Consider the following 26,402-nt stretch of genomic DNA (forward strand, 5'->3'; position numbering starts at 1 on the left):
TAAAAAGCTATTTGCGCAAGGGAATATTCCGTTGCGCAAACAAATTACAGGAGCGTGTTGATCCCGGCGATGAGGCGCTGAACCCCTTGTTCCAGCTTGCTGCGTGGGCAGCCGGCGTTAAGGCGCACGAAGCCGTTACCCTCGTTTCCATACGTGTATCCCGGCATGATGGCGACCTTTTGCTGCTCGATCAGTACTTTTTGCAGTGCCCTGTCGTCAATGTTCAGCGGGCGCAGGTTAATCCAGGCCAGATAGGTAGCTTCCGGCGGCTGCCAGTTCAGTTTCGGAAAAGCACTGTTTAATTCCTGTGCGATATACAACAGATTCTCTTCCAGATAACGACGCAAGGCATCCAGCCACGGCTCTCCCTGCTGATAGGCGGCGATATGGGCCGTCAGCGCCAGCACGGAAGGGGAAGAGAGCCCATCCCGTCCTTTTAGCGCGCTGAGATAGCCGTTACGGCTCTCTTCATCGCCGATCAGGCCGTATGCGCCCGTCAGTGCCGGAATATTAAAGCTTTTCGAGCCGGAGGTGAGAAGCGCCCATTTGCCGCGCGCTACCGCATTCCACGGGGTGTGGCGATGCGCCCCCCAGACCATGTCCATATGAATTTCATCGCTGATAACCGCCACGTCATAGCGCTCACAGAGTTCCGCCATCTGCGTCAATTCATCCCGCGTCCAGACCTTGCCGGTCGGGTTCTGCGGGCTGCACAGCAGCAGAATTTTGTTTTCCGGTTTCGCCAGGGCCACTTCAAGCGCCGCCATATTGCCCTGCCAGCCAGCCGCCTGCTTTTCCATCTCAACGGCCACAACCTGACGCGCATTGCCTCCAATGGCGTTGTAAAACGCATCGTACGCCGGTGTGTGGACCACCACGCCGTCACCGGGCTTTGACCAGAGGCGAATCAGCTCTGACACCATATAGATGACGGAAGGGCCATAAACGATGGTTTCTTTATCAATTCGGCTGTTAAAGCGCTGCCGAAACCAGTGCTCAACAGCGGCAAGAAACTCGTCGTTTTTCCAGCGGCTGTAGCCCAGCACGCCGTGGTTGATGCGCTGATGCAGCGCGTCGGTAATGCAGGGGGCGGTGGCGAAGTCCATATCCGAGATGGTGAAGGGCAGCAAATCCGCCGCGCCAAAGCGGTCGGCGACGTAGTCCCACTGCGTACACCAGGTGCCGTGACGATCCACGACGGTAGAAAAATCAAACATGACGTTAATCCTTAAAGTAAAACCCCCTCATGAGAGGGGGTTGAGGCATCAGGCTTCTACTGTTCGCATCAGGGTTGCCAGCTCATCTTTCACCGACTGAACCTGCGGGCCGATAACCACCTGCAAATTGTGCTGATTTAACTGTACCACGCCGATGGCCCGGTTGGCCTTGAGGGCGTTGGTATCCACTTTTGACATATCCGCCACCGACAAACGCAGGCGGGTAATGCAGTTATCCAGCGAGGTGATGTTATCCGCACCGCCCAGCGCCGCCAGAATGGCAGGGGTGTTATAGCCGGATTTGCCCACGGTACCGGCAACCGCCTGTTCAACGCTGGTGGCCGTATCAATATCGCGTCCTGGCGTTTTTAGATTAAAGCGGGTGATGGCGAAGCGGAAGATGCCGTAGTACACCGCAAACCAGATTGCCGCCACGACAGGGACCAGATACCACTTGGTTGACAGGCCGTGCAGGATCCCGAACACCACGAAGTCAATCACGTTGCCGTCGGTGTTGCCGATGGTGACGCCGAGCACCGCCATCACGGTAAAGCCCAGGCCGGTCAGCAGCGCGTGGATGAGATACAGCACCGGCGCAACAAACAGGAACAGGAATTCGATAGGCTCGGTGGTGCCGCCCACGACGCAGGCAATCACGCCGGAGATCAGCAGCCCTTTAATTTTATGTCGGTTTTCCGGGCGCGCGCAGTGGTACATCGCCAGCGCGGCACCCGGCAGGCCGCCGAGGAAGGCCGGCATTTTACCCTGAGACAGGAAGCGGGTGGCGCTTTCAGAGAAGCCGTGGGTAGTCGGACAGCTCAGCTGCGCCTGGAAGATGGTCAGCGCACCGCTCACGTCGTGACCGCACACCTCCATGGTACCGCCCGCTTCGGTGAAGCGAATCAGGGCCACCAGGATATGCTGCAGGCCGAACGGCAGCAGCAGACGCTCGCCGGTGCCGAAGATCATCGGACCAAAATCTCCCGCGCCGTTGATGATGCGGCCAATGCCGTTGATGCCCATCGCAAAGACCGGCCAGATCAGCGGAATGATCAGGCCGAACAGACCCATAACTACCAGGGTGACAATCGGCACGAAGCGGGTACCGCCGAAGAAGGCCAGGGCATCCGGCAGGCGGATATTGTGGAAGCGCTCGTGCAGCATCCAGATAATGACCCCGGCGATCACCGCTCCGAGGATCCCGGTATCAATAGACTGGATGCCAATCACGCTCTGAATGTTGTTGGCCTTCAGCACGGCAGCATCGGTCGTCGGCAGAATGCCTTTCGCGGTCAGCCAGAAGTTAACCGCCAGGTTCATCACGGCGTAACCCACAAACCCGGCAAAGGCCGCGACGCCTTTATTCTCGCGGGCCAGGCCCAGCGGGATGGCGATGCAGAACATCACGGGCAGGAAGCTAAACGCGAAGGAGCCGACCTTACTCATCCAGATAAAGATCGCCTGCAGCACGGGAGTACCGAGGAACGGGATCAGCGTGATGACGTCTTTACTGCTCAGCGAGCTGCCGATCCCGAGCATGATCCCGCAGAACGAGAGGAGCGCCACGGGCAGCATAAAGGTTTTACCCAGTTGCTGGAAAAACTCCCACAGCGATATTTTTTGTGCTGTTTTCGCCGTCATAAAACGACTCCTTTATTGTTAAAATCAGTTTTCCTGCTTCAATGCTGCGAGAAGATAAAACGTTTTATCAAAGTTTAGTGCGCGCTAAATCACATTCTCAGGCTTTGACTGGTAGTATAAAGATAACGTATTGATAAAACGTTTTACCGATCTCATTTCAGGGAGTCACGCTGACACATGGCTGTAGCGAAAAAAGTCACCATCAACGATGTCGCGCTGGCGGCGGGGGTTTCCGTCAGCACCGTTTCTCTCGTGCTCAGTGGTAAAGGGCGCATCTCGCCCGCAACCGGCCAGAGGGTGAACGAGGCGGTTGAACAGTTGGGCTTTGTGCGTAACCGTCAGGCGTCGGCGCTGCGCGGCGGGCAAAGCGGGGTGATTGGCCTGATTGTCCGCGACCTGACGTCACCTTTCTATGCGGAGCTGACCGCCGGGTTAACCGAAGCGCTGGAAGCGCAGGGGCGGATGGTCTTTCTGTTGCACGGCGGGCGCGAGGCCGGGCAGCTTCTCTCCCGTCTCGATATGCTGCTGACCCAGGGGGTTGACGGAGTGATCGTCGCCGGAGCGTCGGGCGTGGGTAGCGAACTGTGCGAGCGTGCCGCCGAAAAAGGCGTGCCGCTGGTGTTCGCCTCGCGCGCCAGCTATCTGGACGAGGCCGATACGCTGCGCCCGGATAACATGCAGGCCGCGCAAATGTTGACCGAACATCTTATTCGCCGCGGGCATCAGCGCATTGCCTGGCTGGGAGGGAAAAGCTCCTCCCTGACGCGCGCCGAGCGGGTCGGCGGCTACTGCGCGACGCTGATTAAATACGGCCTACCGTTCCACAGCGAATGGGTCGTGGAGTGTGAATCTAGCCAGAAGAAAGCGGCGGAAGCGATAGGCGCGCTGCTGCGAAGCAATCCGACGATCAGCGCCGTGATTTGCTACAACGATGTGATTGCCATGGGGGCCTGGTTTGGCCTGATCCGCGCCGGGCGTCAGAGCGGCGAGGGCGGGGTGGAAACCTTCTTCGGCCATCAGGTGGCGTTAGGGGCGTTTGCCGACGTTGGTGAAAACGCGCTGGACGATCTCCCCATCGTCTGGGCTACCACCCCTGCGCGGGAGATGGGCTACACGCTGGCAGACAGAATTATGCAGCGCATCGACAACACGGATGTCCAGTCCGGGCACCAGATTGTGGCGGCGCGGCTGGTGACGGTGAAATAATTCAGCTCTGCTGCGTAAGCGGGTTGAGCGTCAGATGTGTCTCCAGGGCTTCTACAAATTTTCGTACTTTTGCCGGGATCAGCCGGGAGGTCGGGTAAACCGCCCAAATGGCCAGCGATTCCGGCTGAGCATCTTCCAGGACGATCCGCACGAGTTTACCCTCAGCAATGGCAGGCTCTACGTACCAGCGAGATAAATTTGCGATGCCGAGTCCCCCCAGACAAGCCTCGAAAATCGCCTCAATAGAGTTAGCCGAGAATCGGCCTGACACCTTTTGTTTGTAGCGCTGTTCACCCTTCTCAAACGACCAGTGTGTCGTATCTGATGTGGCCAGGCAGCTATGTCCAGCCAGATCGTTAAGCAATTTCGGTGAACCGTACGCAGCGAGATACTCCGCGCTGGCGCAAAGCTCGCGGGGGTTATCACAGATGCGGTGTGCGACTAACCGGTTATCGCGCAGCGGTGCAATGCGTAACGCCACGTCTATGCCTTTCCCGACAATATCAATTTGCTCATCGGTTGCCAGCAGGTCGACCTGCAGGGCAGGATGTTGCTGCATAAACAGCGCCAACATCGGTGCAACGATCTTGCGTCCAAACGCCGCTGAGGCGGTAATGCGAAGGCGTCCGGACAGGTGCGTACCATCAGGAAACAGATCGGCCAGCGCGTTATTTTTATCTTCCAGCAACGCCTGCGCATGCGGCAAAAAAACGTCACCATCGCTGGTGGGTGAAAGGGATCGCGTGGTGCGATGCACCAGCCTGACCCCCAGCTCAGCCTCAAGATTGTTAAGAGAGCGTGACGCCGCCATGGCGCTCATTGAGAGCCGACGCGCGGCGCCCGCCAGGCTACCCGCCTTAATGGCTTCGACAAACACTTCTACGTCTTCCAGTTTCATTGTTTCGTTTTTCGTTATGCTGACTTATCAAAGGACATATCTACAGTATTTATCGTTACGCTGCCATAGTCTCTTCACAACCTGAAAAATATCAATCTGGAGTGAAGATGAAAAAGTTGAAAACGGTTCTGGCATTCAGCAGCCTGTTATTGGTAAGTGCCGCCTGGGCTGACGCACCTGCACAGGTGAAGCAGCAGGTCCCAGGCTATTATCGTCTGGCGGTAGGGGAATATGAGGTCACGGCGCTGTTCGACGGCTATAACGACCTTTCGCCGTCATTACTCCACGGTCTTTCAGACGACAAGGTTCGTAAACTGCTGGCTCAGCATAAAATCGATGCCGACCGCATGCCGACCGCCTTTAACGCTTTCCTGGTTAATACCGGTAAACATCTGGTCATGATTGACAGCGGAGCGGGGCACTGCGTGTCGGAAACGGCCGGCCAGCTGGTTAACAATATGAAAGCATCAGGCTATCGTCCCGAGCAGGTTGATACCATTTTCCTGACGCATCTTCATCTTGATCATGTTTGTGGCCTGAGCGATGCGAACGGTAAAGCGTTGTTCCCCAATGCCACCGTCTACGTACCGCAGGGGGAGGCCGACTACTGGCTTGATCCTGCAAAAGAAGCGAGCGCGCCGGCTAATGCGAAAGAGTATTTTGCTATCGCCCGAAAAGCATTGTCTGAGTATAAAGCCTCCGGACATCTTAAAACCTTCGTTCCGCCAGCTTCGCCGATCCCGGAAGTCCAGACGGCCTATGCCGTTGGCCATACGCCCGGCAGTACCGTTTATCGCTTTGCGTCGCAGGGGACGGCTATTAACTTCATTGGGGATCTGATTCATGCGCCAGCCGTCCAGTTCCCGCATCCTGAAGTGTCTATTCGCTTTGATGTCGATTCGAAAAAAGCCATCTCGTCCCGGGCGCAGGAATTTAACGCCCTGGCGAAAGACGGCGAGTGGATGGCCGCTGCGCATCTGCCTTTCCCCGGTATTGGGCATATCACCGCCTGGCAGCAGGGCTATAGCTGGAACCCTGTAAATTACGGTCCTTATCAACGTGCGGCCAACGTGCCTCTGCTGAAATAAAGTGAGGTTATGAATATGAAAAGTTACACCGTAACGGCAAACGGCATTCGCCAGTTTGTGGCTGAAGAGGGTGAAGGCGCGCCGGTTATTCTTCTGCACGGTTTTCCTGAAACAAACTATGCCTGGCGCTACCAGATACCTGTATTGTCCCGGCACTACCGCGTCATCGCGCCGGATTTGCGAGGATATGGCGAAACGGATAAACCGGCTTCTGGCTATGATAAACGGAACATGGCCCGGGATATCCGGGAGCTAATGCGTGCGCTGGGGTTACAGAAGGTGGTGCTGGTGGGGCACGATCGCGGGGCGCGCGTCGCGACGCGGTTCGCAAAAGATTACCCTGAGCTGGTGGATCGTCTGGTGGTCATGGATAACGTGCCAACGCGTATTGTGGCGCGCGATTTGAATGCATCCATCGCCCGCGCATACTGGTTCTTCCTGTTCCATCTTGTGCCCGATCTGCCGGAAGCGCTGATTGCAGGACGTGAAAATATCTGGCTGCGCCACTTTTTCTCGGACTGGACCTACGATCCGTCAACCATCAGCGGCGAGGCGTTTGACACCTATGTTCGCGCGTATCAGGCGCCCGGAGCCGTGCGAGGCGCGATGGCTGACTATCGCGCCAACGCGGAAGACGTGGCGCAGGATCTTGCCGACGCTGACGTGAAAATCGCCTGTCCGGTAATGTCGCTGTGGGGCAATGATTTTCACGCGGTCGGCAAGCTCTTCGATATGCAAAGCGTCTGGGCTGAAATGGCGGATAACCTGCGGGCGCAGGGTATCGACGAGTGCGGCCATCTTCCTCAGGAGGAACAGCCTGAGAAAGTTAACGCCTTGCTGCTGGATTTCCTGCAGGGATGGAAAGGATAAGGGCAATAAAAAACCCCTCTTGCGAGGGGTTTTGACGTTTACTGCTGCGGTGCCGCCGGTACGGCTGGCGCTGCGGGTTCAGCCGGTTCCGGCATTCCCAGCGTCGGCATACCAAACATGCCAACAAACTCTTCCAGCGGCATTTTGTCGCCGTTCAGCGTTACCTGGCCGTTGGCATATTGCAGGCTGGTGGAAATGGTGTTGTCTTCCACTTTGGTGATGCGGAACATCTGACCCATCGCCGCCAGACCTTTCACCTGCTGGTTCGCCAGCTTGCCGGCATCTTCATCGCCGTAGCCTTCCAGCTTCGCAATCTGGGTCATAAACTCGGTCGCCATATCCATCGGGATGGTCAGCTTGCTGTCGAGCGACTTCACGCTGCGATCCACTTCCTGCGCCAGCGTCTGGGGTTCACCCGTGGCGGCTGCAGGATCTTTCAGGAACAGCGACAGGTTAAAGCTGGTTTCGCCTTTGCTGTTTTTCCAGCTCAGCGGCGCAACGGTGACCACCGGCTGGCCTTTCAGCAGGATTGGCAGGTTATTGAACAGCACCGCCATCGCCTGCTGCTGGTACACTTCCGGGTTCTGCTGCAGCGCGGCGTCGGTCAGCAGCGCCTGGCTCTCTTTGCTGTATTTCTGGCTAAATTCGTGCCATGCCTGGCCGTCGATATTGCCGATCTTCAGCGACAGCTTGCCGGTGCCCAGATCCTGATTCTGCACTTTCAGGCTCTTCAGCGTGTAATCCAGCTGGGTATTGATACTCTTACCGTCTTTGGATACGTCGGATTGACCGTTAACGTCCATGCCTTCCAGCACGGCCATCTCTTTTCCTTCAATTGCGATAGCAATTTTATCCACGGAGAGCTTCTGATCGCCGATACGCTCTTTAAAGTCGGTCATACGGCTGTTGCCGTCGGCTTTCAGGTTGTTGAAGGTGAGCTGAACTTTTTGGTTATATTCGTTCACGGCGTTGACCAGGCCGCTTTCCGCTTCACCCGTCATGGAGAAGACGTTGCCGTCCCGATCCGCATCAAGTTTGAAATGGCCACCGCTGAAGGCGACTTTTTCGTTCTCTTTCTCGTAGTTCAGCGGTTTCAGCGCGATATCAGAACTGGTATCACCGGAGTAGCTAATACGGGTGTTAATGTCGAAAGGTGATTCATTCTTCGCCAGGTCAAACAGCGGTTTGGTGACGTCGTTATTCACCAGTACGGTATGAACGGACGCCATGGACGGGATCAGGTTAAACGACTTTAACTGCGCCAGCGGCAGCGGACCGTGGCTTACCACTTCATCCAGCACCACGCTTTGTCCCGGCTTCAGCCAGCCGTTTGCCGCACCGGCCACCGGCTTCACCACCAGCTGCATGCGGCTGGTGAACACGCCGCGCTGATAGTTCTGGTAGCTCAGCTCCAGACCCGCCTCCGGCGCGCTGCGCTTAATTTCTCCGTTAGCCTGCGCCACCATCTCAGCCAGACGGCCTTCCAGCTGTTTCCCGGTAAACCAGGAGGCACCCGTCCAGACCACGCCTAACGCTACAATCACTCCAACCGCTACGACCGATTTTTTCATTGCGACTATCCCTAAAATGAAACCAGGCGGTAAAAACCGCCCGGAGATATTAAGCCTTCAACTAGCTTAGCAAGAGTTGTTAAAAAATTCAGTAAGTGCTTAAAGCTTATTAAAAACGCGCGCCAGGCGACCGGTGCCTCTCACGCTGACCGGGGACTCATTGGCTGCAACGAATGCTGACTCGCCAGGCTGGAGAACCAGACGTTGCTCGCCTTTGCGCAGCGTTGCTTCGCCCTCGACGCAGAACAGGATCGCCGCGCTCTCCTGTGCGATTGTCGTTTCCGTCTGATTGAGGTCGTGCAGGGAGAACGCAAAATCCTCAACCGGAATCGGGAAGTCCAGCTCTGCGCCGTTTTTCACCGGCTGAGTCAGCAGCTCCGCGGCAGGCTTCGCCACAAACTTCACGTTGGCAACCAGCTCAGGGATGTCGATATATTTCGGCGTCAGGCCCGCGCGCAGCACGTTGTCAGAGTTGGCCATCACCTCCAGCGCTACGCCCTGCAGGTAGGCGTGCGGGGTTTCCGCGAACAGGAACATCGCTTCGCCCGGGTTCAGCTTCACCACGTTCAGCAGCAGAGGGGAGAACAGGCCGCTGTCGTCAGGGTAAAACTCGGAAATCAGGCGGATGGTCTCCCACGGTTCCCCTTGCTGGCTGTTCAGGGCCGCTTTCAGCACCGCCAGCGCGTGAGATTTCTCTTCACCCTGCATATTCAGCAGGCTGGCAAACAGCTGGCTGAGCGCGTCCGCGTTTGGGTTTTCAAGGAAGTGGGCAATAGCCTTGTTGGCACCCGCGACCGGCTGCAGCAGGGAGATAATCTCTGAAAACTCGCGGAACGCGTTCATCGCCAGGAACGGCGTCAGCGCAAAAACCAGCTCCGGCTTGTGGTTAGGATCTTTGTAGTTACGCTCGGCGGCGTCCAGCGGGATGCCCGCCGCGTTCTCTTTGGCAAAGCCGATTTCAGACGCTTTTTTGTTCGGGTGAACCTGGATGGAGAGCGGCTGGTCGGCGCACAGCACCTTAAACAGGAACGGCAGTTCGCCAAAGCGTTGAGCCACCTTGTCGCCCAGCAGTGCGGCTTTATCGGCATCAATCACGTCACGCAGGCTGCGTACCTGGCCGCTGGCGTCTTCAATTTTTGAGCTGCTCTTCGGGTGCGCCCCCATCCATAGTTCCGCCATCGGCAGGTTGTTCGGGTTCGCGATACCGTAGAGATCCGTTAACGCAGTTTTACTTCCCCAGGCGTAGTTTTGCACTGAGTTAATGAGTTTTTGCATTATCAAGCCCTGATTCAAATGTGGAATTAACTCCGGGTATTAAAGCAATAAACTACGTGGAAGTAACCTGTGGATGTAAAAAGTCGTACTAGTCTCAGTTTTTGTTAAAAAATTGTGTAGGATAAGCTGACTCGCTTTTAAGCCGGGCAGCGGAACATCTGCCCTGAATAAACAGACCGAAGCAGTAAGTGAGAGAACAATGTCGAATAAACCCTTCCATTATCAGGATCCTTTCCCCCTCAGTAAGGATCAGACCGAGTATTACCTGTTAACCCGCGATCACGTCTCCGTCTCTGAGTTTGAAGGACAAGAGATCCTCAAGGTGGATCCGCAGGCGCTGACGCTGCTGGCGCAGCACGCTTTCCACGATGCCTCCTTTATGCTCCGCCCCGCGCATCAGCAGCAGGTTGCCGATATTCTGAGCGACCCGGAAGCCAGCGAAAACGACAAGTACGTTGCCCTGCAGTTCCTGCGTAACTCCGATATCGCGGCGAAAGGCATTCTGCCCACCTGCCAGGACACCGGCACGGCGATCATCGTCGGTAAAAAAGGCCAGCGCGTCTGGACCGGCGGCGGTGACGAAGCGGCGCTGGCTCACGGCGTCTACAACACCTACACCGAAGACAACCTGCGCTACTCGCAAAACGCGGCGCTGGATATGTACAAAGAGGTCAACACCGGCACTAACCTGCCTGCACAGATTGACCTCTACAGCGTTGACGGTGACGAGTACAAATTCCTCTGCATCGCCAAAGGCGGCGGTTCAGCCAACAAAACCTATCTCTACCAGGAAACCAAAGCGCTGCTCACTCCGGGCAAGCTGAAAAATTACCTGGTTGAGAAGATGCGTACCCTCGGCACCGCGGCGTGCCCGCCGTACCATATCGCCTTCGTGATTGGCGGAACCTCAGCTGAAAGCACGCTGAAGACCGTCAAGCTGGCCTCGACCAAATACTACGACGGCCTGCCTACTGAAGGTAACGAGCACGGTCAGGCGTTCCGCGACGTGCAGCTTGAGCAGGAGCTGCTGGAAGAGGCGCGTAATCTGGGGCTCGGGGCGCAGTTTGGCGGTAAGTACTTCGCCCACGACGTGCGCGTGATCCGTCTTCCGCGTCACGGTGCATCCTGTCCGGTCGGGATGGGCGTCTCCTGCTCTGCGGATCGCAACATCAAGGCCAAGATCAACCGCGAAGGCGTGTGGATCGAAAAACTGGAAAACAACCCGGGTAAATATATTCCGGAAGCGCTGCGCAAAGCGGGTGAGGGGGAAGCGGTTCGCGTTGACCTGAACCGTCCGATGAAAGAGATTCTGGCGCAGCTGTCTCAGTATCCGGTCTCGACCCGCCTGTCGCTGAACGGCACGATCATCGTGGGCCGCGACATTGCGCACGCGAAGCTGAAAGAGCGTCTGGACAACGGCGAAGGGCTGCCGCAGTACATTAAAGATCACCCGATCTACTACGCGGGCCCGGCGAAAACGCCTGAAGGCTATGCCTCCGGCTCGTTAGGCCCAACCACTGCAGGGCGTATGGACTCGTACGTTGATCAGCTGCAGGCCAACGGCGGCAGCATGATCATGCTCGCTAAAGGCAACCGCAGCCAGCAGGTGACGGACGCGTGCCACAAGCACGGCGGCTTCTACCTCGGCAGCATCGGCGGCCCGGCGGCGGTACTGGCGCAGGGCAGCATCAAGAGCCTGGAGTGCGTGGAATACCCGGAGCTGGGTATGGAAGCGATCTGGAAAATCGAAGTGGAAGACTTCCCGGCGTTTATCCTGGTGGATGACAAAGGCAACGACTTCTTCAAGCAGATCCAGTCGTCCCAGTGTTCGGCATGCGTGAAGTAAATTGAAAAAAACGGGTGGCGCAGCCGCCACCCGACATCAAAAAGAGCGCACAAAGCGCCATACCGTTTCTCAGAAGTCATCAATACTTATCCCTTAAGCATGTGAGCAATCCCTCTTTTGTTATCAAGGAGAAAGTAATGACCACGGTACGCCATGAGAAAGACTCGATGGGCGCCATCGACGTCCCGGCCGACAAGCTATGGGGCGCGCAAACCCAGCGTTCGCTGGAGCACTTCCGTATTTCGACCGAAAAAATGCCTGTCTCGCTGATTCAGGCGCTGGCGCTGACCAAACGCGCCGCCGCGAAAGTGAACCAGGATTTGGGCCTGCTGGACACCGATAAAGCCACCGCCATTATCAACGCCGCAGACGAAGTGCTGGCGGGCAAGCATCCTGACGAATTTCCCCTCGCTATCTGGCAGACCGGTTCCGGTACCCAGAGCAACATGAACATGAACGAAGTGCTGGCGAACCGGGCGAGCGAGCTGCTGGGCGGCGTGCGCGGCATGGAACGTAAGGTCCACCCGAACGATGACGTCAACAAAAGCCAGAGCTCTAACGACGTCTTCCCGACGGCGATGCACGTGGCGGCGGTAATCGCCATTCGCGAGCAGCTTATCCCGCAGCTCAACGTGCTTAAATCCACGCTTAACGAGAAAGCGCAGGCCTTCCGCGACATCGTCAAGATTGGCCGTACGCACCTGCAGGACGCCACGCCTTTGACGCTCGGCCAGGAGATTTCCGGCTGGGTGGCGATGCTGGAACACAACCTGAAGCATATCGAGAACAGCCTGCCGCACCTGGCGGAGCTGGCGCTCGGTGGGACGGCGGTCGGTACCGGGTTGAACACCCATCCAGAATACGCGGTGCGCGTGGCGGAGGAGCTTGCTGCCATCACCGGACAGCCGTTCGTCACGGCGCCCAATAAGTTCGAAGCGCTGGCGACCTGCGATGCGCTGGTCCACACCCATGGCGCGCTGAAGGGGCTGGCGGCCTCGCTGATGAAAATTGCTAACGACGTGCGCTGGCTGGCCTCGGGCCCGCGCTGCGGCATCGGTGAAATCAGCATCCCGGAAAACGAGCCGGGCAGCTCCATCATGCCGGGTAAAGTGAACCCGACCCAGTGCGAAGCCATGACCATGCTCTGCTGCCAGGTGATGGGCAACGACGTGGCCGTCAACATGGGCGGTGCGTCCGGCAACTTCGAGCTGAACGTCTATCGCCCGATGGTGATCCACAACGTGCTGCAATCTGTTCGTCTGCTGGCGGACGGGATGGAGAGCTTTAACGAGCATTGCGCGGTGGGGATTGAGCCCAATCGCGAACGCATCAGCCAGCTGCTCAATGAATCTCTGATGCTGGTCACCGCGCTCAATACCCATATTGGCTATGACAGGGCCGCCGAGATCGCCAAAAAAGCGCATAAAGAGGGGCTGACGCTGAAAGCCTCCGCATTGGCGCTGGGCTATCTCACGGAGGCGGAGTTTGACGCCTGGGTTCGCCCGGAAGCGATGGTCGGCAGCCTGAAATAATCATCCCGCCACGTACAGGTGCAGCCGAGGAATAATCAGCTGTAGCGGCTGCGCCTGAGGTCTGTAACGGTGCTGAACATTGTCAGCATCGTAATTCAGCAGTTCCCCGATATCGGGTACCACCGCGCCCTGATCGGCATCGTAAAGCGCAATCAGAGGCGTCGGGCAGGCATATTGCACCTGCTTTTGCTGACCGGAATACCAGACGCGAGCGATAGGCTGCACCTTCACCGGGCGCTTTATCTTCAGGCGCGCATCCGCTGGCAGCGAGGCGATGCTGTGGTACTCCTGCTCCAGGCGCTCAATCCACTGCTCCCGCGACCATGGCGCGACGGTGCGCGGCGTCTTCAGGCTTTTTTCCAGCTGGGCCAGAATCTCATCCCGGGTGAAGTTTTTAATGACGTGCTTATTCGCCCAGCCGAAGCGCAGCGTAGCGGGGTGACGCAGTACCGTCAGCGTCCGATAGGCATTCAGGGTAATCAGCCCCGGAAGCTGGCGGTGCACCCACTCAAACCGCGCGGCAGGGGCGAGGCCGGACTCTTCGGTGATGATCTTTTCAAAGGCCGCTTTCAGGGTGTTGATATGCGCAATCTGGCTTTCCAGCGCTTCGCGCGCTGTCGCATCGGTTTGCAGGCAGATGACCCCCGGCAGGCGCACGGCGGCCTTGCTGCTGCGGTTTTCTGACTGCTGCTGGATAAACAGGCGACGATAGTGTTTTAGCGCCAGCTCAAGGGCCGCGCTGCCGATGTGCTGTTCGACCTCGATGGTGTCCAGCGGATCGTGCTCGGCTCCCTTAGCCACTTCCGGCAGGGTAAAGACGCGCGCGGCCAGCAGGCGACAGGCCTGCAAACGCTCGGTCAGGGTCAGGAGTTCGTGTTCTATTTCCCGAAACGTGCCGTTAAGCCGTTCGATGAGATCGTAGTTCGCCATAAACATTCTCATTAGTTACAACATACTTATCATATAGCACAGCACGCCGGGTCAGGCCAGCGTGCGGTTGAGGTCAGGCAGGGACGGGAAGGGCGATGTTATGGTACACCGGCCAGCTAAAGCAGAAGCGCGCGCCGCCGAGCTCGCTCTCCTCGCAGTGTACCGTGCCGCCCATCGCCTGCGCGATAGAGTGGACAATCGCCAGCCCCAGGCCGCATCCGCCGGTGGCGCGATCGCGGCTGGGATCGAGGCGGACAAACGGTTCAAACACGGTTTCTCGCGCTTCGGGGGAAATTCCCGGTCCGTCGTCCTCCACCGTCAGGCTGGCCCGGTTGCCCTGCAAATCCAGGGCAATCTGGAGCGTACTTTCGCTGTAGCGCATGGCGTTGTTCATCAGGTTGTCCAGCACGCGCTCCATCAGGCGCATATCGAGCGCGCCGTAGTCACCCGGCGTGACGCGCGTCAACAGCGTGCGCTGCGGGTTTACGCTCTGAACGTCATCAATGTGGGTTTGCAGCCAGGCGGGCAGATCCGGCGTGGTGAGGTTCAGCTCGTTTTGCGGGCGGTCGAGACGCGCGTAGGTCAGCAGCTCCTCAATCAGCGCTTCAAGCTGGCCAATGTCGCGGTTAAGCGCCTGATTCTCTGCCTCGGTCAGATTCTCGCTCATCTCCAGACGGTAGCGCAGGCGAACCAGCGGCGTGCGCAGCTCGTGCGCAATTCCGTCGATCAGCTGCTTCTTACTGGCGATCAGGGCGTTGATGTTATCGGCCATCTGGTTAAAGGCCACGCCCAGACGCTCGAAGCTGGAACCGCTGTCGAAGTGAATGCGTTCGGTAAAATGCCCCTCGCCAAAACGCTGCGCGGCAGATTCCAGCTTCAGCATGTCCTGCCAGTGGGGCCGCATCCAGATAAAGACCGGAAATGCGAGCGAAATGGCGATAAAGGCCATCAGCGCCATGTCCAGCAGGCGCATCTGGTGCAGATAATAGAGATAGGGCACCGGCCCGACGGCCAGCACATAATGGCTGCGCGGAATGCGCTGGATAAACGTGTATTTCTCATCCAGCGCGACGATGTCACCGTCGCGCAGACGCTGCATGGCGGGCGGATCCAGCTCAAAATCTTTTAACGGCTCAATGCGTAAATCGAATGACAGATTGAGATCCAGCTCTTTCAGGGTTTTCGCCCAGTCGTGTGGCGGGATCTCTCTTAGCTCGCTGCGCATCAAATAGAGCGAGCTTTTCATCAGATCGTCCAGCGACTGCCGGCCCGCACGTTCGGCGGTGAATTTATAAACCAGGCCGACCAGCATGGTCATCACCAGGAAGCAGACAAACAGTAAAAGATAAAACTGCACAAACAGCTTTTTCATTGGATCTCACCGAAGAAACGCTTTGTGCAGAATATACATGAAATCCCATCGATATTTTCATGTCTGTGAAGCGCGTTACATGGCATTCGCGCTGTTTTTTACCCTGCCGATGAGTGTTTCCGTTATGGCCAGACCTTCCGCAATGTGCGGATCGATCACGGCAGTCCCAAATTCGTTAATCAAATCCAGGAGTATTTCGTAAAACTGGATGAGTTCAAGGAGGTCAATGAGCGCTTTTTGATCGGCACGTGAGGGTGAGGCATGGCTAGCTGCTGCCTGATTAACTATCCATTCAAGATTGGTTTTAATGGCTTCTACTTCAGAGTAGCTATACATATCTCATAGGCTTAAATCCTCATTTCAAGATTTCATGGGAGAGAATGTGCTGAAAAGGTGTGGGCTTATAGCCGGCCCGGCGCGACTTAAAGGAGATAACGTGTGAATAATAATTATGGATAAGTTCGCGCGCTTATCAAGTTAACTGTTGCGCAAACGTGAAAATTAACGCGCGAAAGAAAGGGCTTAGACGCCTGATGCCTTCATTTCGCGCATGTTATCTTTTATCAGGTTTCCCAGGCGTGTGGGGCAAACAGATAACCCTTGTTACGCACGGTTTTAATGCGGTAGGGCTCGGTGGCGTTATCCTGCAGTTTTTTGCGTAATCGCGAAATCGCCACATCAACGCTGCGATCCATACCGTCATAGCTCACGCCACGGAGGTTTTTCAGCAGCGCGTCGCGGTCCATGATTTGCCCGGCATGCGTGGCCAGCTCCCACAGCAGGTCAAAGTCTGCGGTAGAAAGGGCGATAAGCTCGCCGGAAAGCAGGACCTGGCGGTTAACCGGGTCAATAGACAGCGTACCGAAGCGCAACGCTTTGTGCGGCGTCAGGGACGGCGCGGGCGCTTCGCGTTCGATGCTGGCGTGCTGGCGCAAATGCAGGCGCAGGCGGGCCAGCAGGACGGCAGGCGGTGTGGTTTTCAGAATGTAATCATTGGCGCCCATCTCCAGCGACAGAATATGGTTCATATCGCTGTCCAGTGAGGTAAGCAGAACGATAGGACCGTCCCAGCGGGCGCGCAGGTCCCGGCAGAGCGTCATGCCGTCTTTGCCTGGCAGCATGATGTCCAGCAGCACTAAATCCGGGTTTTCACGGACGACCACCTCTTCGGCACGATCGCCGCGAGGCTCGACAATGACGTCCATATCATGTTTACCCAGATAGGCGGCGATCAATTGCCCGACTTCGGGTTCGTCTTCAACATATACAATCTTATTCATACAGCGTCTGTTTTCGTGAAAAAAGCCAAAATACACCGCGGAACCTTAACCTTCCATTAATCTTTCAAAATTAACGCCGCTTCCGTTATTCTGACGTTTCTTGTTATTTGATTGTTATAGGAAAAAATATGGGGCTGGTTATCAAAGCCGCGCTGGGGGCGCTGGTGGTGTTACTGATTGGCATTCTGGCAAAAACCAAAAACTATTATATTGCCGGGCTGATCCCGCTATTCCCGACCTTTGCGCTGATTGCCCACTATATTGTGGCCTCTGAGCGGGGTACGGAAGCGCTACGCACGACCATCGTGTTTGGCATGTGGTCAATCATTCCGTACTTTCTCTACCTGCTTTCCCTGTGGTATTTCACCGGTTTTCTGCGGCTTCCCCTGGCGCTGGGCGGGGCAGTGGTCTGCTGGGGGCTCAGCGCCTGGGTGTTAATCTTCTTCTGGAGCCGCTTTCACTAGCGCAGCGGGCGACCGCCGTCCACGGCAAAGGTTCTGCCGGTGACGTAGCAGCTGGTGAGCAGATAATCTACAAGGTCGATCACCTCTTTCTCGCCTGGGGCAATTTTCATCAGCGACTTATTCAGCGCCTGCTGGCGGTATTCCGCATCATCGTGTTCGTTAAACAAAATCATCGCCGGGGCGATGGCGTTCACCTTTACCTCGGGCGCGAGCTTGCGGGCAAAGGAGCGCGTCATGTTATCCAGCGCGGCTTTGCTGGCCGCGTAGGCGATATGCTTGTCGCTGCCGCGCTCCACCACATAATCGGTAAAGTGAATAATGTCGCCCGCCGCATGCCCGTGGCCGCGCAGCAGATCCTGCAGCGCGTGGTTAAGCAGATAAGGGGCGTTAACGTGGATCTGCAGCATGGCGGAGAGCGTATCGCTGAGGGACGTGCCGGGCTTCTCGGCACACCATGCGCTGGCGTTATGGATCACGGCGCGCAACCCCGTCGCGGTGGATTTAACCTGTTCGGCAAAGGCCAGAATGCCTTCGTCGGTGGAAAAATCAGCCTGAATGCAGATCGCTCCGGCTTTGCGCAGCCCCTCAATCGACGGGTATTCCGTACGGTAGCTGACAATGACCGGATGGCGAAGGTTGAGAAAGTGATGGGCGAGGGCGAGGCCGATACGGCGGCCTCCACCGGTGATCAGTATTGGGCGAAGCGGTGCATTTCCCATCGTATTCTCCTTTACAGTTCAACAATGGGAAAGACAGTGCTATCCCATTAACATCCAGGTTGCCGGTACGGCAGCAACCAGTAACAGCCCGATTAAGGCCATTTCACGGCGTTTCAGCGCGTTCTCCAGCTGATGCGTGCGGCGGGCATAGATAAACACCAGCAGACCCGGCGCATACAGCACAACCGACAGCAGCAGATGCATCGGCCCGGAAGCATACAACAACCACAGGCCGTAAATACAGGCCCCTACGCCCACAACATAGTGCGCCGGACGCGTGGCGATTTTTAACAAATACGCACCCACTAAGAAATAGGGTACCAGAATCATCTCCGAGGCGATGGTCAGCAGGGTGTTATAGTCTGAACCTGTGAGCCAGATCAGCACCAGACAGACCTGAACGCTGATGTTGGTCAGCCAGAGTGAGGCTGATGGCGCATTATTTTGGTTTTGACGAGCAAACAGGCGGGGAAACGCCTTGTGCGTAGCGGCCAGAAACGGCACTTCAGCCGCCATGATGGTCCAGCTCAGATAAGCGCCGCAGACGGAGACGATCAGCCCTGCGGCAATCACCACGTCGCCCCACGGGCCGAGCATTTTCACCATCAGGCCTGCCATGGACGGGTTACGCATTTCGGCCAGTTCAGGACGCGCCACCACGCCCAGCGACAGCAGGGTCACCAGCAGATACACGCCCAGCGCTGCCAGGACGGCCAGCAGCGTGGCGCGTCCCACATCGCGCTTATTACGCGCGCGGGCAGAAACCACGACGGCACCCTCAACGCCGATAAATACCCACAGGGTAATCAGCATCGTGTTTTTCACCTGCTCCCAGACCGGAACGCCCAGCGCAATGCCGCTGAAATCAAGCGAAAACACGTCGAGACGAAACGCGATAAAGGCCAGCACGATAAACAGGCCAAGCGGCACCAGCTTCGCCAGCGTTGCCACCAGGTTGATGCTGGCGGCGGTCTGGACACCGCGCAAAATCAGCCAGTGAACAATCCACAGCAGCACCGAGGCGCCGACGATAGACTGCCAGGTATTACCGTCGCCAAACAGGCGCAGCTCAGGGGTATCGGTAAAGAAACTGAGCGCCGAGAAGACAATCACCAGATAAGAGACGTTGGCGATGACCGCGCACAGCCAGTAGCCCCAGGCGGAACAGAAGCCGATCAGCTCGCCGAAACCTTCACGTGCATAGGTGAAAATGCCGCCGTCCAGATCCGGGCGAATGCGCGTCAGCAACAGCATGGCAAACGCCAGCAGCATTATCCCGACACCGGTAATGCCCCAGCCAATGAGCAGGGCGGCAGGGCTTGCGACGGCCGCCATGTTCTGCGGTAAACTGAATACGCCCGCGCCCAGCATTGAGCTCAATACAAGTGCAGTTAAAGCACTCAGGCCAAGTTTCTTTTCCATTGGCTTCCTGTTATGAAAAGTCCCAATCCAGAATAATTATTTCGCTAAGGCGCATAAAAATGGTGGATCACACTAAGGCGCGGGATTTTACGGAGTGTAACGAAAGCATGCAATGATGTGTGGCAGATTTTCAAAAAAAGTAACAAAAAAGGCGGCATTGCGCCGCCTTTCTTCAACGGTTTTGTTACTTGTACAGATCGGCGCTGATGGTCACGTTGTTACCACGTTCCTGCCACTGGCGGGTGATGTGGTAATACTTCGCCCCTTTCTTCGCCGCACGCTTCGCGACCTGATAAGAGACTTCCGTCATATTGCCGTAGTTGCCGGTAAACTTGATGCTGTCGAACGGCACCATCTGCGCGGCAGTGGCTTTGTTCAGCTCTTCAATTTTGGTGCCGTCCGGCAGCGTCACGGAGTAACGGCCACCTTTCGTGGACTGCGTTTCAAAGAAACGGCCCACTTCAGCGCTTGGCGCCGCAGAGGTCGCTACGCCCGGAATTTCAACTTTCTTCGCTTCTTCGCCGCCTTTGGCTATCGCCGCGCGACCCGCTTCAGAATCCGCAGGGATGGCATCCGGGCTCTGCAGAACGCGTTTTTTCGCATCTTCTTTGTAGATGAATGCGGTAATGCGCTGGTTGCCGCCCTGGTTAGCATCCACCTGACGCACGATATAGAAAGAGTAGGCACCTTTCTCTTTCGCGGCTTTGGTGATGGCATCGTTCACTTCTGGCTGGCTGCGATAGAAGCCCTGAACGGTAACGGTGTCGTAAGGTTCCAGCTCAATGGCCTGATCTTTCGGCAGCTCAACGATACCGTTGATCACGCGATTTTTCGGCGCGTCAGCCTTTGGTGCATTATCTTTATACAGCGCAATGGTCACGCGCTGGTTACCGCTGTTGCCGTAATCGGACTGGTCAACTACGTAAAACGAGGCCGCCCCGTTTTTATCCGCGGCTTTTGATGCGGCGGCGACGGCATCGCCAATAGAATTATAACGACCCACAATGACCGTATGGTCAAAAGGTTTTAACGCTGCCGCTTGCTCTGGCGTTAACTCTGTTGCGGCATTCGCAGACAGGGCGGTCGCACAGAGAAGTGCGGACGCCAGGAGTGTGTTCTTAAGCTTCATAAAAATAATCCTTCGCCTTGCGCAAACCATGCACTGGTATTGTTGTTTATTTGAGACGGCCCCGATTATGGCATTTAAAACCCGTCGCTGTCTGCGCCATTTTTCACTGCCTGTGCTCACTCAATTACCGAATTCGATAACATTTAGTGATATGTTGAAAAAACAGGCGTTTGACAAGCAAAACTGATAAAGCATATGACTTTTACAAGTTAATTTAATGTTAATAACTTGTTCTCTTATGGCGCTATATCATGTTTTTACCGTTTCGCTTGCGCGATTTATCGGTTCTGGCGATGAATTTAAGGTAAATATCACTGTCAGTGACGCCGATCGCTTATTTTTCACAGATAAAGTAAGAAATAGTGTTTTCTGGCGGTAGATCACAAGCGCTATTTTCAGTAGGTTATAGACAGTTTGTTACTGTTTTATTTTGCGGGGTTACTCATTTCTCGTCGCTATCATGCTGGCGAAAATTGATACAAACCGCGGGCATTTATCGACAAACCATCATCAAAAACCGATGGAAGGGAAAACTATGCGTATTGGGGTACCAAAAGAACGGTTAGCCAATGAAACCCGCGTAGCGGCAACACCGAAAACGGTGGAGCAACTGCTTAAGCTGGGTTTTACCGTCGCGGTTGAAAGCGGCGCAGGCAAGCTGGCGAGTTTCGATGACGAAGCCTTTATTCAGGCTGGCGCGGAAGTGGTGGACAGTGCTGAAGTTTGGCAGTCGCCCGTGATTCTGAAGGTCAACGCGCCGGAAGAGAGTGAGATTGCGCTGCTGAATCCAGGCACCACGCTGGTGAGCTTCGTCTGGCCTGCACAAAATCCTGAACTGATGGAGAAGCTGGCGGCCCGTGGCGTGACCGTGATGGCGATGGACTCTGTGCCGCGTATTTCGCGCGCACAGTCGCTGGATGCGCTGAGCTCCATGGCAAACATTGCCGGCTACCGCGCCATTGTTGAAGCAGCCCACGAATTTGGACGCTTCTTTACCGGCCAGATCACCGCGGCGGGGAAAGTCCCACCGGCGAAAGTGATGGTGATTGGCGCGGGCGTGGCGGGTCTTGCCGCAATTGGTGCGGCAAACAGCCTGGGCGCTATCGTGCGCGCGTTCGACACCCGTCCCGAAGTGAAGGAACAGGTTCAGAGCATGGGGGCCGAATTCCTTGAGCTGGACTTTAAGGAAGAAGCGGGCAGCGGTGATGGTTACGCGAAGGTGATGTCCGAAGCCTTTATCAAAGCCGAAATGGAACTCTTCGCCGCGCAGGCGAAAGACGTCGACATTATTGTTACCACCGCGCTTATTCCGGGTAAACCGGCGCCGAAGCTGATCACCCGCGAGATGGTCGACTCCATGAAGCCGGGCAGCGTGATTGTCGACCTGGCGGCGCAAAACGGCGGTAACTGCGAGTATACCGTTGCCAATCAGGTGACCACGACCGCGAACGGCGTGAAGGTGATCGGCTATACCGACCTGCCTGGCCGCCTGCCAACCCAGTCGTCTCAGCTGTACGGCACCAACCTCGTTAACCTGCTGAAGCTGCTCTGCAAAGAGAAAGACGGCAACATCACCGTCGATTTTGACGATGTGGTGGTGCGCGGCGTCACCGTCGTTCGCGAAGGTGAAATTACCTGGCCTGCGCCGCCTATTCAGGTTTCAGCCCAGCCCCAGGCTGCGCCAAAAGCGGCACCCGAGCCAAAAGAACCGGCAAAACCGGCTTCTCCGTGGCGCAAATACGCCATCATGGCGCTGGTCATTATTCTGTTCGGCTGGCTGGCTGACGTCGCGCCGAAAGAGTTCCTCGGCCACTTTACCGTCTTCGCACTCTCGTGCGTTGTGGGTTACTACGTGGTGTGGAACGTCTCCCATGCGCTGCATACGCCGCTGATGTCGGTGACCAACGCTATCTCCGGGATCATCGTGGTAGGGGCGTTGCTGCAGATTGGACACGGCGGCTGGATCAGCTTCCTGAGCTTTATCGCGGTGCTGATCGCCAGTATCAATATTTTCGGTGGCTTCACCGTGACTCAGCGCATGCTGAAAATGTTTCGTAAAGGCTAAGGGGTAGCATATGTCTGGAGGATTAGTGACAGCCGCATACATTGTTGCTGCAATCCTGTTTATTTTCAGTCTGGCGGGGCTTTCCAAACACGAAACGTCTCAGCAGGGAAATAACTTTGGTATCGCCGGGATGGCGATTGCGCTGATTGCCACCATCTTCGGGCCGGATACCGGCAACGTGGCGTGGATCCTGGTGGCGATGATCATCGGCGGCGCGATTGGTATTCGCCTGGCGAAGCGCGTGGAAATGACCGAGATGCCGGAGCTGGTGGCGATTCTGCACAGCTTCGTGGGCCTGGCAGCGGTGCTGGTGGGCTTCAACAGCTACCTGTATCACGAACCGGGCATGGAGCCGATTCTGGTCAACATTCATCTGACCGAAGTGTTCCTCGGTATCTTCATCGGTGCAGTAACCTTCACCGGTTCTATCGTGGCGTTCGGCAAGCTGCGCGGTAAGATCTCTTCTAAACCGCTGATGCTGCCTAACCGTCACAAGCTGAACCTGGCGGCGCTGGTGGTGTCGTTTGTGCTCCTGGTGGTCTTCGTGCGTACCGAAAGCGTGGGCCTGCAGGTACTGGCGTTGCTGGTGATGACCATCATCGCGCTGGCGTTTGGCTGGCATCTGGTGGCGTCCATCGGCGGTGCGGATATGCCGGTGGTTGTCTCGATGCTGAACTCCTACTCCGGTTGGGCAGCGGCGGCTGCGGGCTTTATGCTGAGCAACGACCTGCTGATCGTCACCGGTGCGCTGGTCGGTTCTTCCGGTGCCATCCTGTCTTACATCATGTGTAAGGCGATGAACCGTTCGTTCATCAGCGTTATCGCCGGTGGCTTCGGTTCTGACGGTTCTTCTACCGGCTCTGACGAAGAAGTGGGTGAACACCGTGAGATCAGCGCGGAAGACACCGCGGAAATGCTGAAAAACTCGCATTCTGTGATCATCACCCCAGGCTACGGTATGGCGGTGGCGCAGGCGCAGTATCCGGTGGCGGAAATCACCGAGAAGCTGCGCGCGCGCGGTATCAAAGTTCGCTTTGGTATTCACCCTGTGGCCGGACGTCTGCCGGGCCACATGAACGTACTGCTGGCGGAAGCGAAGGTGCCATACGACATCGTGCTGGAGATGGACGAGATCAATGATGATTTCGCCGACACCGACACCGTGCTGGTTATTGGTGCTAACGACACCGTTAACCCGGCGGCACAGGACGATCCGCGTAGCCCAATCGCCGGGATGCCGGTTTTGGAAGTGTGGAAGGCGCAGAACGTCATTGTCTTCAAACGCTCGATGAACACCGGCTATGCTGGCGTGCAGAACCCGCTGTTCTTCAAAGAGAATACCCATATGCTGTTTGGCGACGCCAAAGCCAGCGTGGATGCGATTCTGAAAGCGCTGTAATTCGCTTCACCCTGACAAACCGCCTTTCGGGGCGGTTTTCCTATTTCTGCGGCCAGCGTTTCTCCTCTGTCTATACTTTACCCTTTGTGTAATACGAGGAGGTGTAATGCAATTTCTGTCCCGCTTCGACATCATCGCGCTGATGATGACGCCGACATTCTGGATAGGCGCCGCCACGGTTGTCTTTGTGACGCTGCTGGTGTACTGGCTGCTAACGCGCCTGATCGCATTCGTTAAGAAAGGCATCACCACCTGGGGCGATAAGCACCCGACCACCAACCGGATGCGTTTTATCCTGACCGATATGCTTAACCGCACCAGCCGATTCCTGCTGTTTGTGGTGGCGCTGCTCTTCAGCCTGCGTTTCGTTGACTTGCCGGATCATCTCTTTGGCACCGTGAGCCACGCCTGGTTTCTGGTTTTCGCCATCCAGGTGGCGCTGTGGATGGATCAGGGGGTGGTGTCGTGGCTTCGTCACGTCATGCTGGCGCCCGGAAGCCATAAAAACCCGGTCACGCTGGTGATCACGGGGCTTATTCTCCGTGCCATCGTCTGGTCAGTGATGCTGCTGTCTATCCTTGCTAACGCGGGCGTCAACATCACTGCTCTGGTTGCCAGCCTTGGGGTAGGGGGTATTGCCATCGCCCTCGCCGTACAAACGATCCTCAGCGATGTGTTTGCCTCGCTCTCTATCGGCTTTGATAAGCCGTTTGAAATTGGCGATTTTGTGGTGTTCAACGACGTGGCGGGGACGGTAGAGCACATTGGCCTGAAAACGACCCGCATCCGCAGCCTGAGCGGGGAGCAGATCGTCTGCGGTAACGCCATTTTGCTTCAGCAGACGCTTCACAACTACAAACGCATGCAGACGCGTCGCATCGTCTTTACCTTTGGCGTTGCCAGCGACACGCCGCCCGATAAGTTGCGCTACGTGGGGGATATGGTCAGGCAGATCATTACCGATGTCGGCGAGACAAAATTCGATCGTGCCCATTTTCTGGGATTTGACCGCGACCGCCTGACGTTCGAAGTCGTCCATATCGTTAATACCGCGGATTACAACAAATACATGGACATCCAGCAGGAGATCAATATCCGTATTCTTGAAGGGCTGAACGCCCAGGAGATTAAGCTGGCGCTGCCCAGCATGGTATTGCACGCGCCGTGGATGCAGGATGAGTCAGGTGAACAGCCGAAGCCGGTAATGGAGAGCTGATGAGAAAAGCCCGCCGGAGCGGCGGGCTTTGATGTTTACGTCAATCGTCTTCCGGGTCGTCCAGCTCAATCGGCGTCTGATACTCATCCGGCTTGATGACCAGCAGGTCGCAGCGCAGATGGTCGATCACCTGTTCGGCGGTATTGCCGAGGAAGGCAGCAGAGATACCGGTCCGGCCAATGGTGCCCAGCACCACAATCCCGGCCTGCAGATGTTCGGCTAAATCCGGGATCACCTCTTCAGGCAGCCCTTTTTCCACGTGCGTCATGTTCTCGTCAATGCTGAACTTCTGGCGCAGCGCTTTCATCGCCAGCAGGTGCTGACCGCGGATCGCGTCGTTATAGACGCTAGGGTCAAATTCCGGCAGCTCAATGGCGATATTGATCGGGGTAACCGGATAGGCGCCCACCAGATGCACTTCGGTATGGTTAACCTGATCGGCAAGCTGGATGGTCTCCTTCACCAGCTTCTCGTTGAGCGAATTGTGATAATCCTCTTCGCTCGCGAGATTCACCGCCACAACGGCTTTCCCGCCTTCAGGCCACGGCTGGTCTTTCACCATCCAGACCGGGCAAGGGCATTTCCGCAACAAATGCCAGTCGGTCGGAGTGAAGATTACGGACTCCAGCTTGTCGTGCTGGTGCGCCATCTTCAGCAGCAGGTCGTGCCCACCGGCAACCACTTCCTGGATAATGGCCTCAAAAGGTCGGTTATGCCAGACCACTTTAATATCAATAGGCACTCCCGCTTCCAGGTAATACTTCGCCTGTTCACGGATCCACGCGGTACGCTGGCTGATGACGCCCTGACGCATAGCGGTGCGCTCGTCAGGCGACAGAAGGGTGGTCATCTCATACGAGAAGTCATAGATCGGCAAAAACGCTTTGATTTTGCCACCAATCCGTTGATGTAAATACACAGCACGTCGTAATGCCGGCTGATCGTCCTGATTCGGATCGATAGCTACCAGCATGTTTTGATACTTGGCCATACAGGTCTCCTTACTACTGTCACCACAGTCTGTAATTAAAAGAGTAACCTATATATCCTGAATGAAACAGAGGGGAGCTTTTGCCAGATCAATAATTCATGAAAATTTATCAGAGGAAAAGCACGGTGGATGTCACCGCGATAAACGCAATGAACAGCAGCACCATCACCGCTATCGCAAAGGTCGTGGAATCCTGAACGTAGGTTTTTTCCTCCCCCTTCATCGGACCAATAAGCATGATCCAGATGAATATAAAGGTCACTGAGGCGAT

23 protein-coding genes are annotated in these 26,402 nt (G+C 56.3%); 9 read left to right on the plus strand and 14 right to left on the minus strand.

Annotated elements, in window-relative coordinates; all coding sequences use genetic code 11:
* Positions 1 to 44 precede the first annotated feature (44 nt).
* The gene (locus APT89_RS15985; protein ID WP_060572934.1) at positions 45 to 1,217 is read right to left on the minus strand and encodes a MalY/PatB family protein; all 1,173 of its coding nucleotides are present in this window, start codon (positions 1,215 to 1,217) and stop codon (positions 45 to 47) included.
* Between the two features lie 48 nt (positions 1,218 to 1,265).
* Positions 1,266 to 2,858, minus strand: coding sequence for a maltose/glucose-specific PTS transporter subunit IIBC (gene malX / locus APT89_RS15990; RefSeq protein ID WP_060572936.1), 1,593 nt, complete (start codon positions 2,856 to 2,858; stop codon positions 1,266 to 1,268).
* Between the two features lie 177 nt (positions 2,859 to 3,035).
* Between malX and APT89_RS15995 the strand changes: the two genes are divergently transcribed.
* Positions 3,036 to 4,064 (plus strand): Mal regulon transcriptional regulator MalI, encoded by a 1,029-nt coding sequence (locus tag APT89_RS15995; protein WP_028012924.1) that lies wholly within the window; start codon positions 3,036 to 3,038, stop codon positions 4,062 to 4,064.
* 1 nt (position 4,065) lies between these two features.
* Here the strand turns inward: APT89_RS15995 and APT89_RS16000 are convergent, their stop codons facing one another.
* Entirely contained in the window at positions 4,066 to 4,962 is an 897-nt protein-coding gene (locus tag APT89_RS16000; RefSeq protein WP_041910312.1) for a LysR family transcriptional regulator, read from the minus strand.
* A gap of 107 nt (positions 4,963 to 5,069) precedes the next feature.
* On the opposite strand from APT89_RS16000, the gene APT89_RS16005 reads away from it, so the two are divergent.
* Positions 5,070 to 6,050, plus strand: coding sequence for an MBL fold metallo-hydrolase (locus tag APT89_RS16005; RefSeq protein ID WP_060572939.1), 981 nt, complete (start codon positions 5,070 to 5,072; stop codon positions 6,048 to 6,050).
* Positions 6,051 to 6,065: 15 nt separating this feature from the next.
* Positions 6,066 to 6,920, plus strand: a complete 855-nt coding sequence (locus tag APT89_RS16010; RefSeq protein WP_041910308.1) for an alpha/beta fold hydrolase — start codon at positions 6,066 to 6,068, stop codon at positions 6,918 to 6,920.
* Between the two features lie 38 nt (positions 6,921 to 6,958).
* Here APT89_RS16010 and APT89_RS16015 read toward each other — a convergent pair whose 3' ends face one another.
* Both APT89_RS16015 and manA read right to left on the minus strand, forming a co-directional pair.
* Positions 6,959 to 8,491 (minus strand): YdgA family protein, encoded by a 1,533-nt coding sequence (locus APT89_RS16015; RefSeq protein ID WP_047365362.1) that lies wholly within the window; start codon positions 8,489 to 8,491, stop codon positions 6,959 to 6,961.
* 99 nt (positions 8,492 to 8,590) lie between these two features.
* The gene (gene manA, locus APT89_RS16020) at positions 8,591 to 9,766 is read right to left on the minus strand and encodes a mannose-6-phosphate isomerase (RefSeq protein ID WP_060572941.1); all 1,176 of its coding nucleotides are present in this window, start codon (positions 9,764 to 9,766) and stop codon (positions 8,591 to 8,593) included.
* Between the two features lie 199 nt (positions 9,767 to 9,965).
* Here manA and fumA point away from each other — a divergent pair, with 199 nt between their 5' ends.
* Both fumA and fumC read left to right on the plus strand, forming a co-directional pair.
* On the plus strand, positions 9,966 to 11,612 hold the full coding sequence (gene fumA, locus APT89_RS16025) for a class I fumarate hydratase FumA (protein WP_028012930.1): 1,647 nt from the start codon (positions 9,966 to 9,968) through the stop codon (positions 11,610 to 11,612).
* Between the two features lie 137 nt (positions 11,613 to 11,749).
* Positions 11,750 to 13,144 (plus strand): class II fumarate hydratase, encoded by a 1,395-nt coding sequence (gene fumC, locus APT89_RS16030; protein ID WP_045630195.1) that lies wholly within the window; start codon positions 11,750 to 11,752, stop codon positions 13,142 to 13,144.
* On the opposite strand, the gene tus is transcribed toward fumC, so the two are convergent.
* The 4 genes from tus to rstA form a co-directional block, all read right to left on the minus strand.
* Positions 13,145 to 14,074 carry a DNA replication terminus site-binding protein gene (gene tus / locus APT89_RS16035; RefSeq protein WP_047365359.1) on the minus strand — a complete coding sequence of 310 codons (930 nt, stop codon included), beginning with the start codon at positions 14,072 to 14,074 and terminating at the stop codon, positions 13,145 to 13,147.
* Between the two features lie 73 nt (positions 14,075 to 14,147).
* Positions 14,148 to 15,446, minus strand: a complete 1,299-nt coding sequence (gene rstB / locus APT89_RS16040; RefSeq protein ID WP_047365357.1) for a two-component system sensor histidine kinase RstB — start codon at positions 15,444 to 15,446, stop codon at positions 14,148 to 14,150.
* A 75-nt stretch (positions 15,447 to 15,521) separates the two neighbouring features.
* Positions 15,522 to 15,782 carry a hypothetical protein gene (locus APT89_RS16045; RefSeq protein WP_047365355.1) on the minus strand — a complete coding sequence of 87 codons (261 nt, stop codon included), beginning with the start codon at positions 15,780 to 15,782 and terminating at the stop codon, positions 15,522 to 15,524.
* A 227-nt stretch (positions 15,783 to 16,009) separates the two neighbouring features.
* The gene (gene rstA, locus APT89_RS16050) at positions 16,010 to 16,726 is read right to left on the minus strand and encodes a two-component system response regulator RstA (protein WP_028012938.1); all 717 of its coding nucleotides are present in this window, start codon (positions 16,724 to 16,726) and stop codon (positions 16,010 to 16,012) included.
* Positions 16,727 to 16,854: 128 nt separating this feature from the next.
* Between rstA and APT89_RS16055 the strand changes: the two genes are divergently transcribed.
* Positions 16,855 to 17,190, plus strand: coding sequence for a GlpM family protein (locus tag APT89_RS16055; protein ID WP_014883596.1), 336 nt, complete (start codon positions 16,855 to 16,857; stop codon positions 17,188 to 17,190).
* On the opposite strand, the gene folM is transcribed toward APT89_RS16055, so the two are convergent.
* From folM to ydgH, 3 genes are all read right to left on the minus strand, one after another.
* On the minus strand, positions 17,187 to 17,909 hold the full coding sequence (gene folM / locus APT89_RS16060) for a dihydromonapterin reductase (RefSeq protein WP_041910292.1): 723 nt from the start codon (positions 17,907 to 17,909) through the stop codon (positions 17,187 to 17,189). The genes APT89_RS16055 and folM overlap by 4 nt on opposite strands.
* A 39-nt stretch (positions 17,910 to 17,948) precedes the next feature.
* Entirely contained in the window at positions 17,949 to 19,331 is a 1,383-nt protein-coding gene (locus APT89_RS16065; protein WP_060572943.1) for an amino acid permease, read from the minus strand.
* 184 nt (positions 19,332 to 19,515) lie between these two features.
* Positions 19,516 to 20,460, minus strand: a complete 945-nt coding sequence (gene ydgH, locus APT89_RS16070; RefSeq protein ID WP_028012941.1) for a DUF1471 family protein YdgH — start codon at positions 20,458 to 20,460, stop codon at positions 19,516 to 19,518.
* Between the two features lie 535 nt (positions 20,461 to 20,995).
* Here ydgH and pntA point away from each other — a divergent pair.
* From pntA to APT89_RS16085, 3 genes are all read left to right on the plus strand, one after another.
* Complete coding sequence (gene pntA / locus APT89_RS16075) at positions 20,996 to 22,525, plus strand: Re/Si-specific NAD(P)(+) transhydrogenase subunit alpha (RefSeq protein ID WP_047365354.1); 1,530 nt, start codon at positions 20,996 to 20,998, stop codon at positions 22,523 to 22,525.
* Between the two features lie 10 nt (positions 22,526 to 22,535).
* Entirely contained in the window at positions 22,536 to 23,924 is a 1,389-nt protein-coding gene (pntB, locus tag APT89_RS16080) for a Re/Si-specific NAD(P)(+) transhydrogenase subunit beta (RefSeq protein WP_013096868.1), read from the plus strand.
* A gap of 106 nt (positions 23,925 to 24,030) precedes the next feature.
* Positions 24,031 to 25,140: a mechanosensitive ion channel family protein gene (locus APT89_RS16085; protein WP_045261475.1), complete on the plus strand. Its 1,110-nt coding sequence runs from the start codon at positions 24,031 to 24,033 to the stop codon at positions 25,138 to 25,140.
* A gap of 40 nt (positions 25,141 to 25,180) precedes the next feature.
* Here the strand turns inward: APT89_RS16085 and uspE are convergent, their stop codons facing one another.
* Positions 25,181 to 26,131: a universal stress protein UspE gene (gene uspE, locus APT89_RS16090; protein ID WP_028012944.1), complete on the minus strand. Its 951-nt coding sequence runs from the start codon at positions 26,129 to 26,131 to the stop codon at positions 25,181 to 25,183.
* Between the two features lie 109 nt (positions 26,132 to 26,240).
* Positions 26,241 to 26,393 carry a hypothetical protein gene (locus tag APT89_RS16095; RefSeq protein ID WP_223239597.1) on the minus strand — a complete coding sequence of 51 codons (153 nt, stop codon included), beginning with the start codon at positions 26,391 to 26,393 and terminating at the stop codon, positions 26,241 to 26,243.
* Positions 26,394 to 26,402 lie beyond the last annotated feature (9 nt).

Origin of the sequence: Enterobacter sp. 50588862 (assembly GCF_001462935.1) — a bacterium.
Taxonomy (GTDB): domain Bacteria; phylum Pseudomonadota; class Gammaproteobacteria; order Enterobacterales; family Enterobacteriaceae; genus Enterobacter; species Enterobacter bugandensis.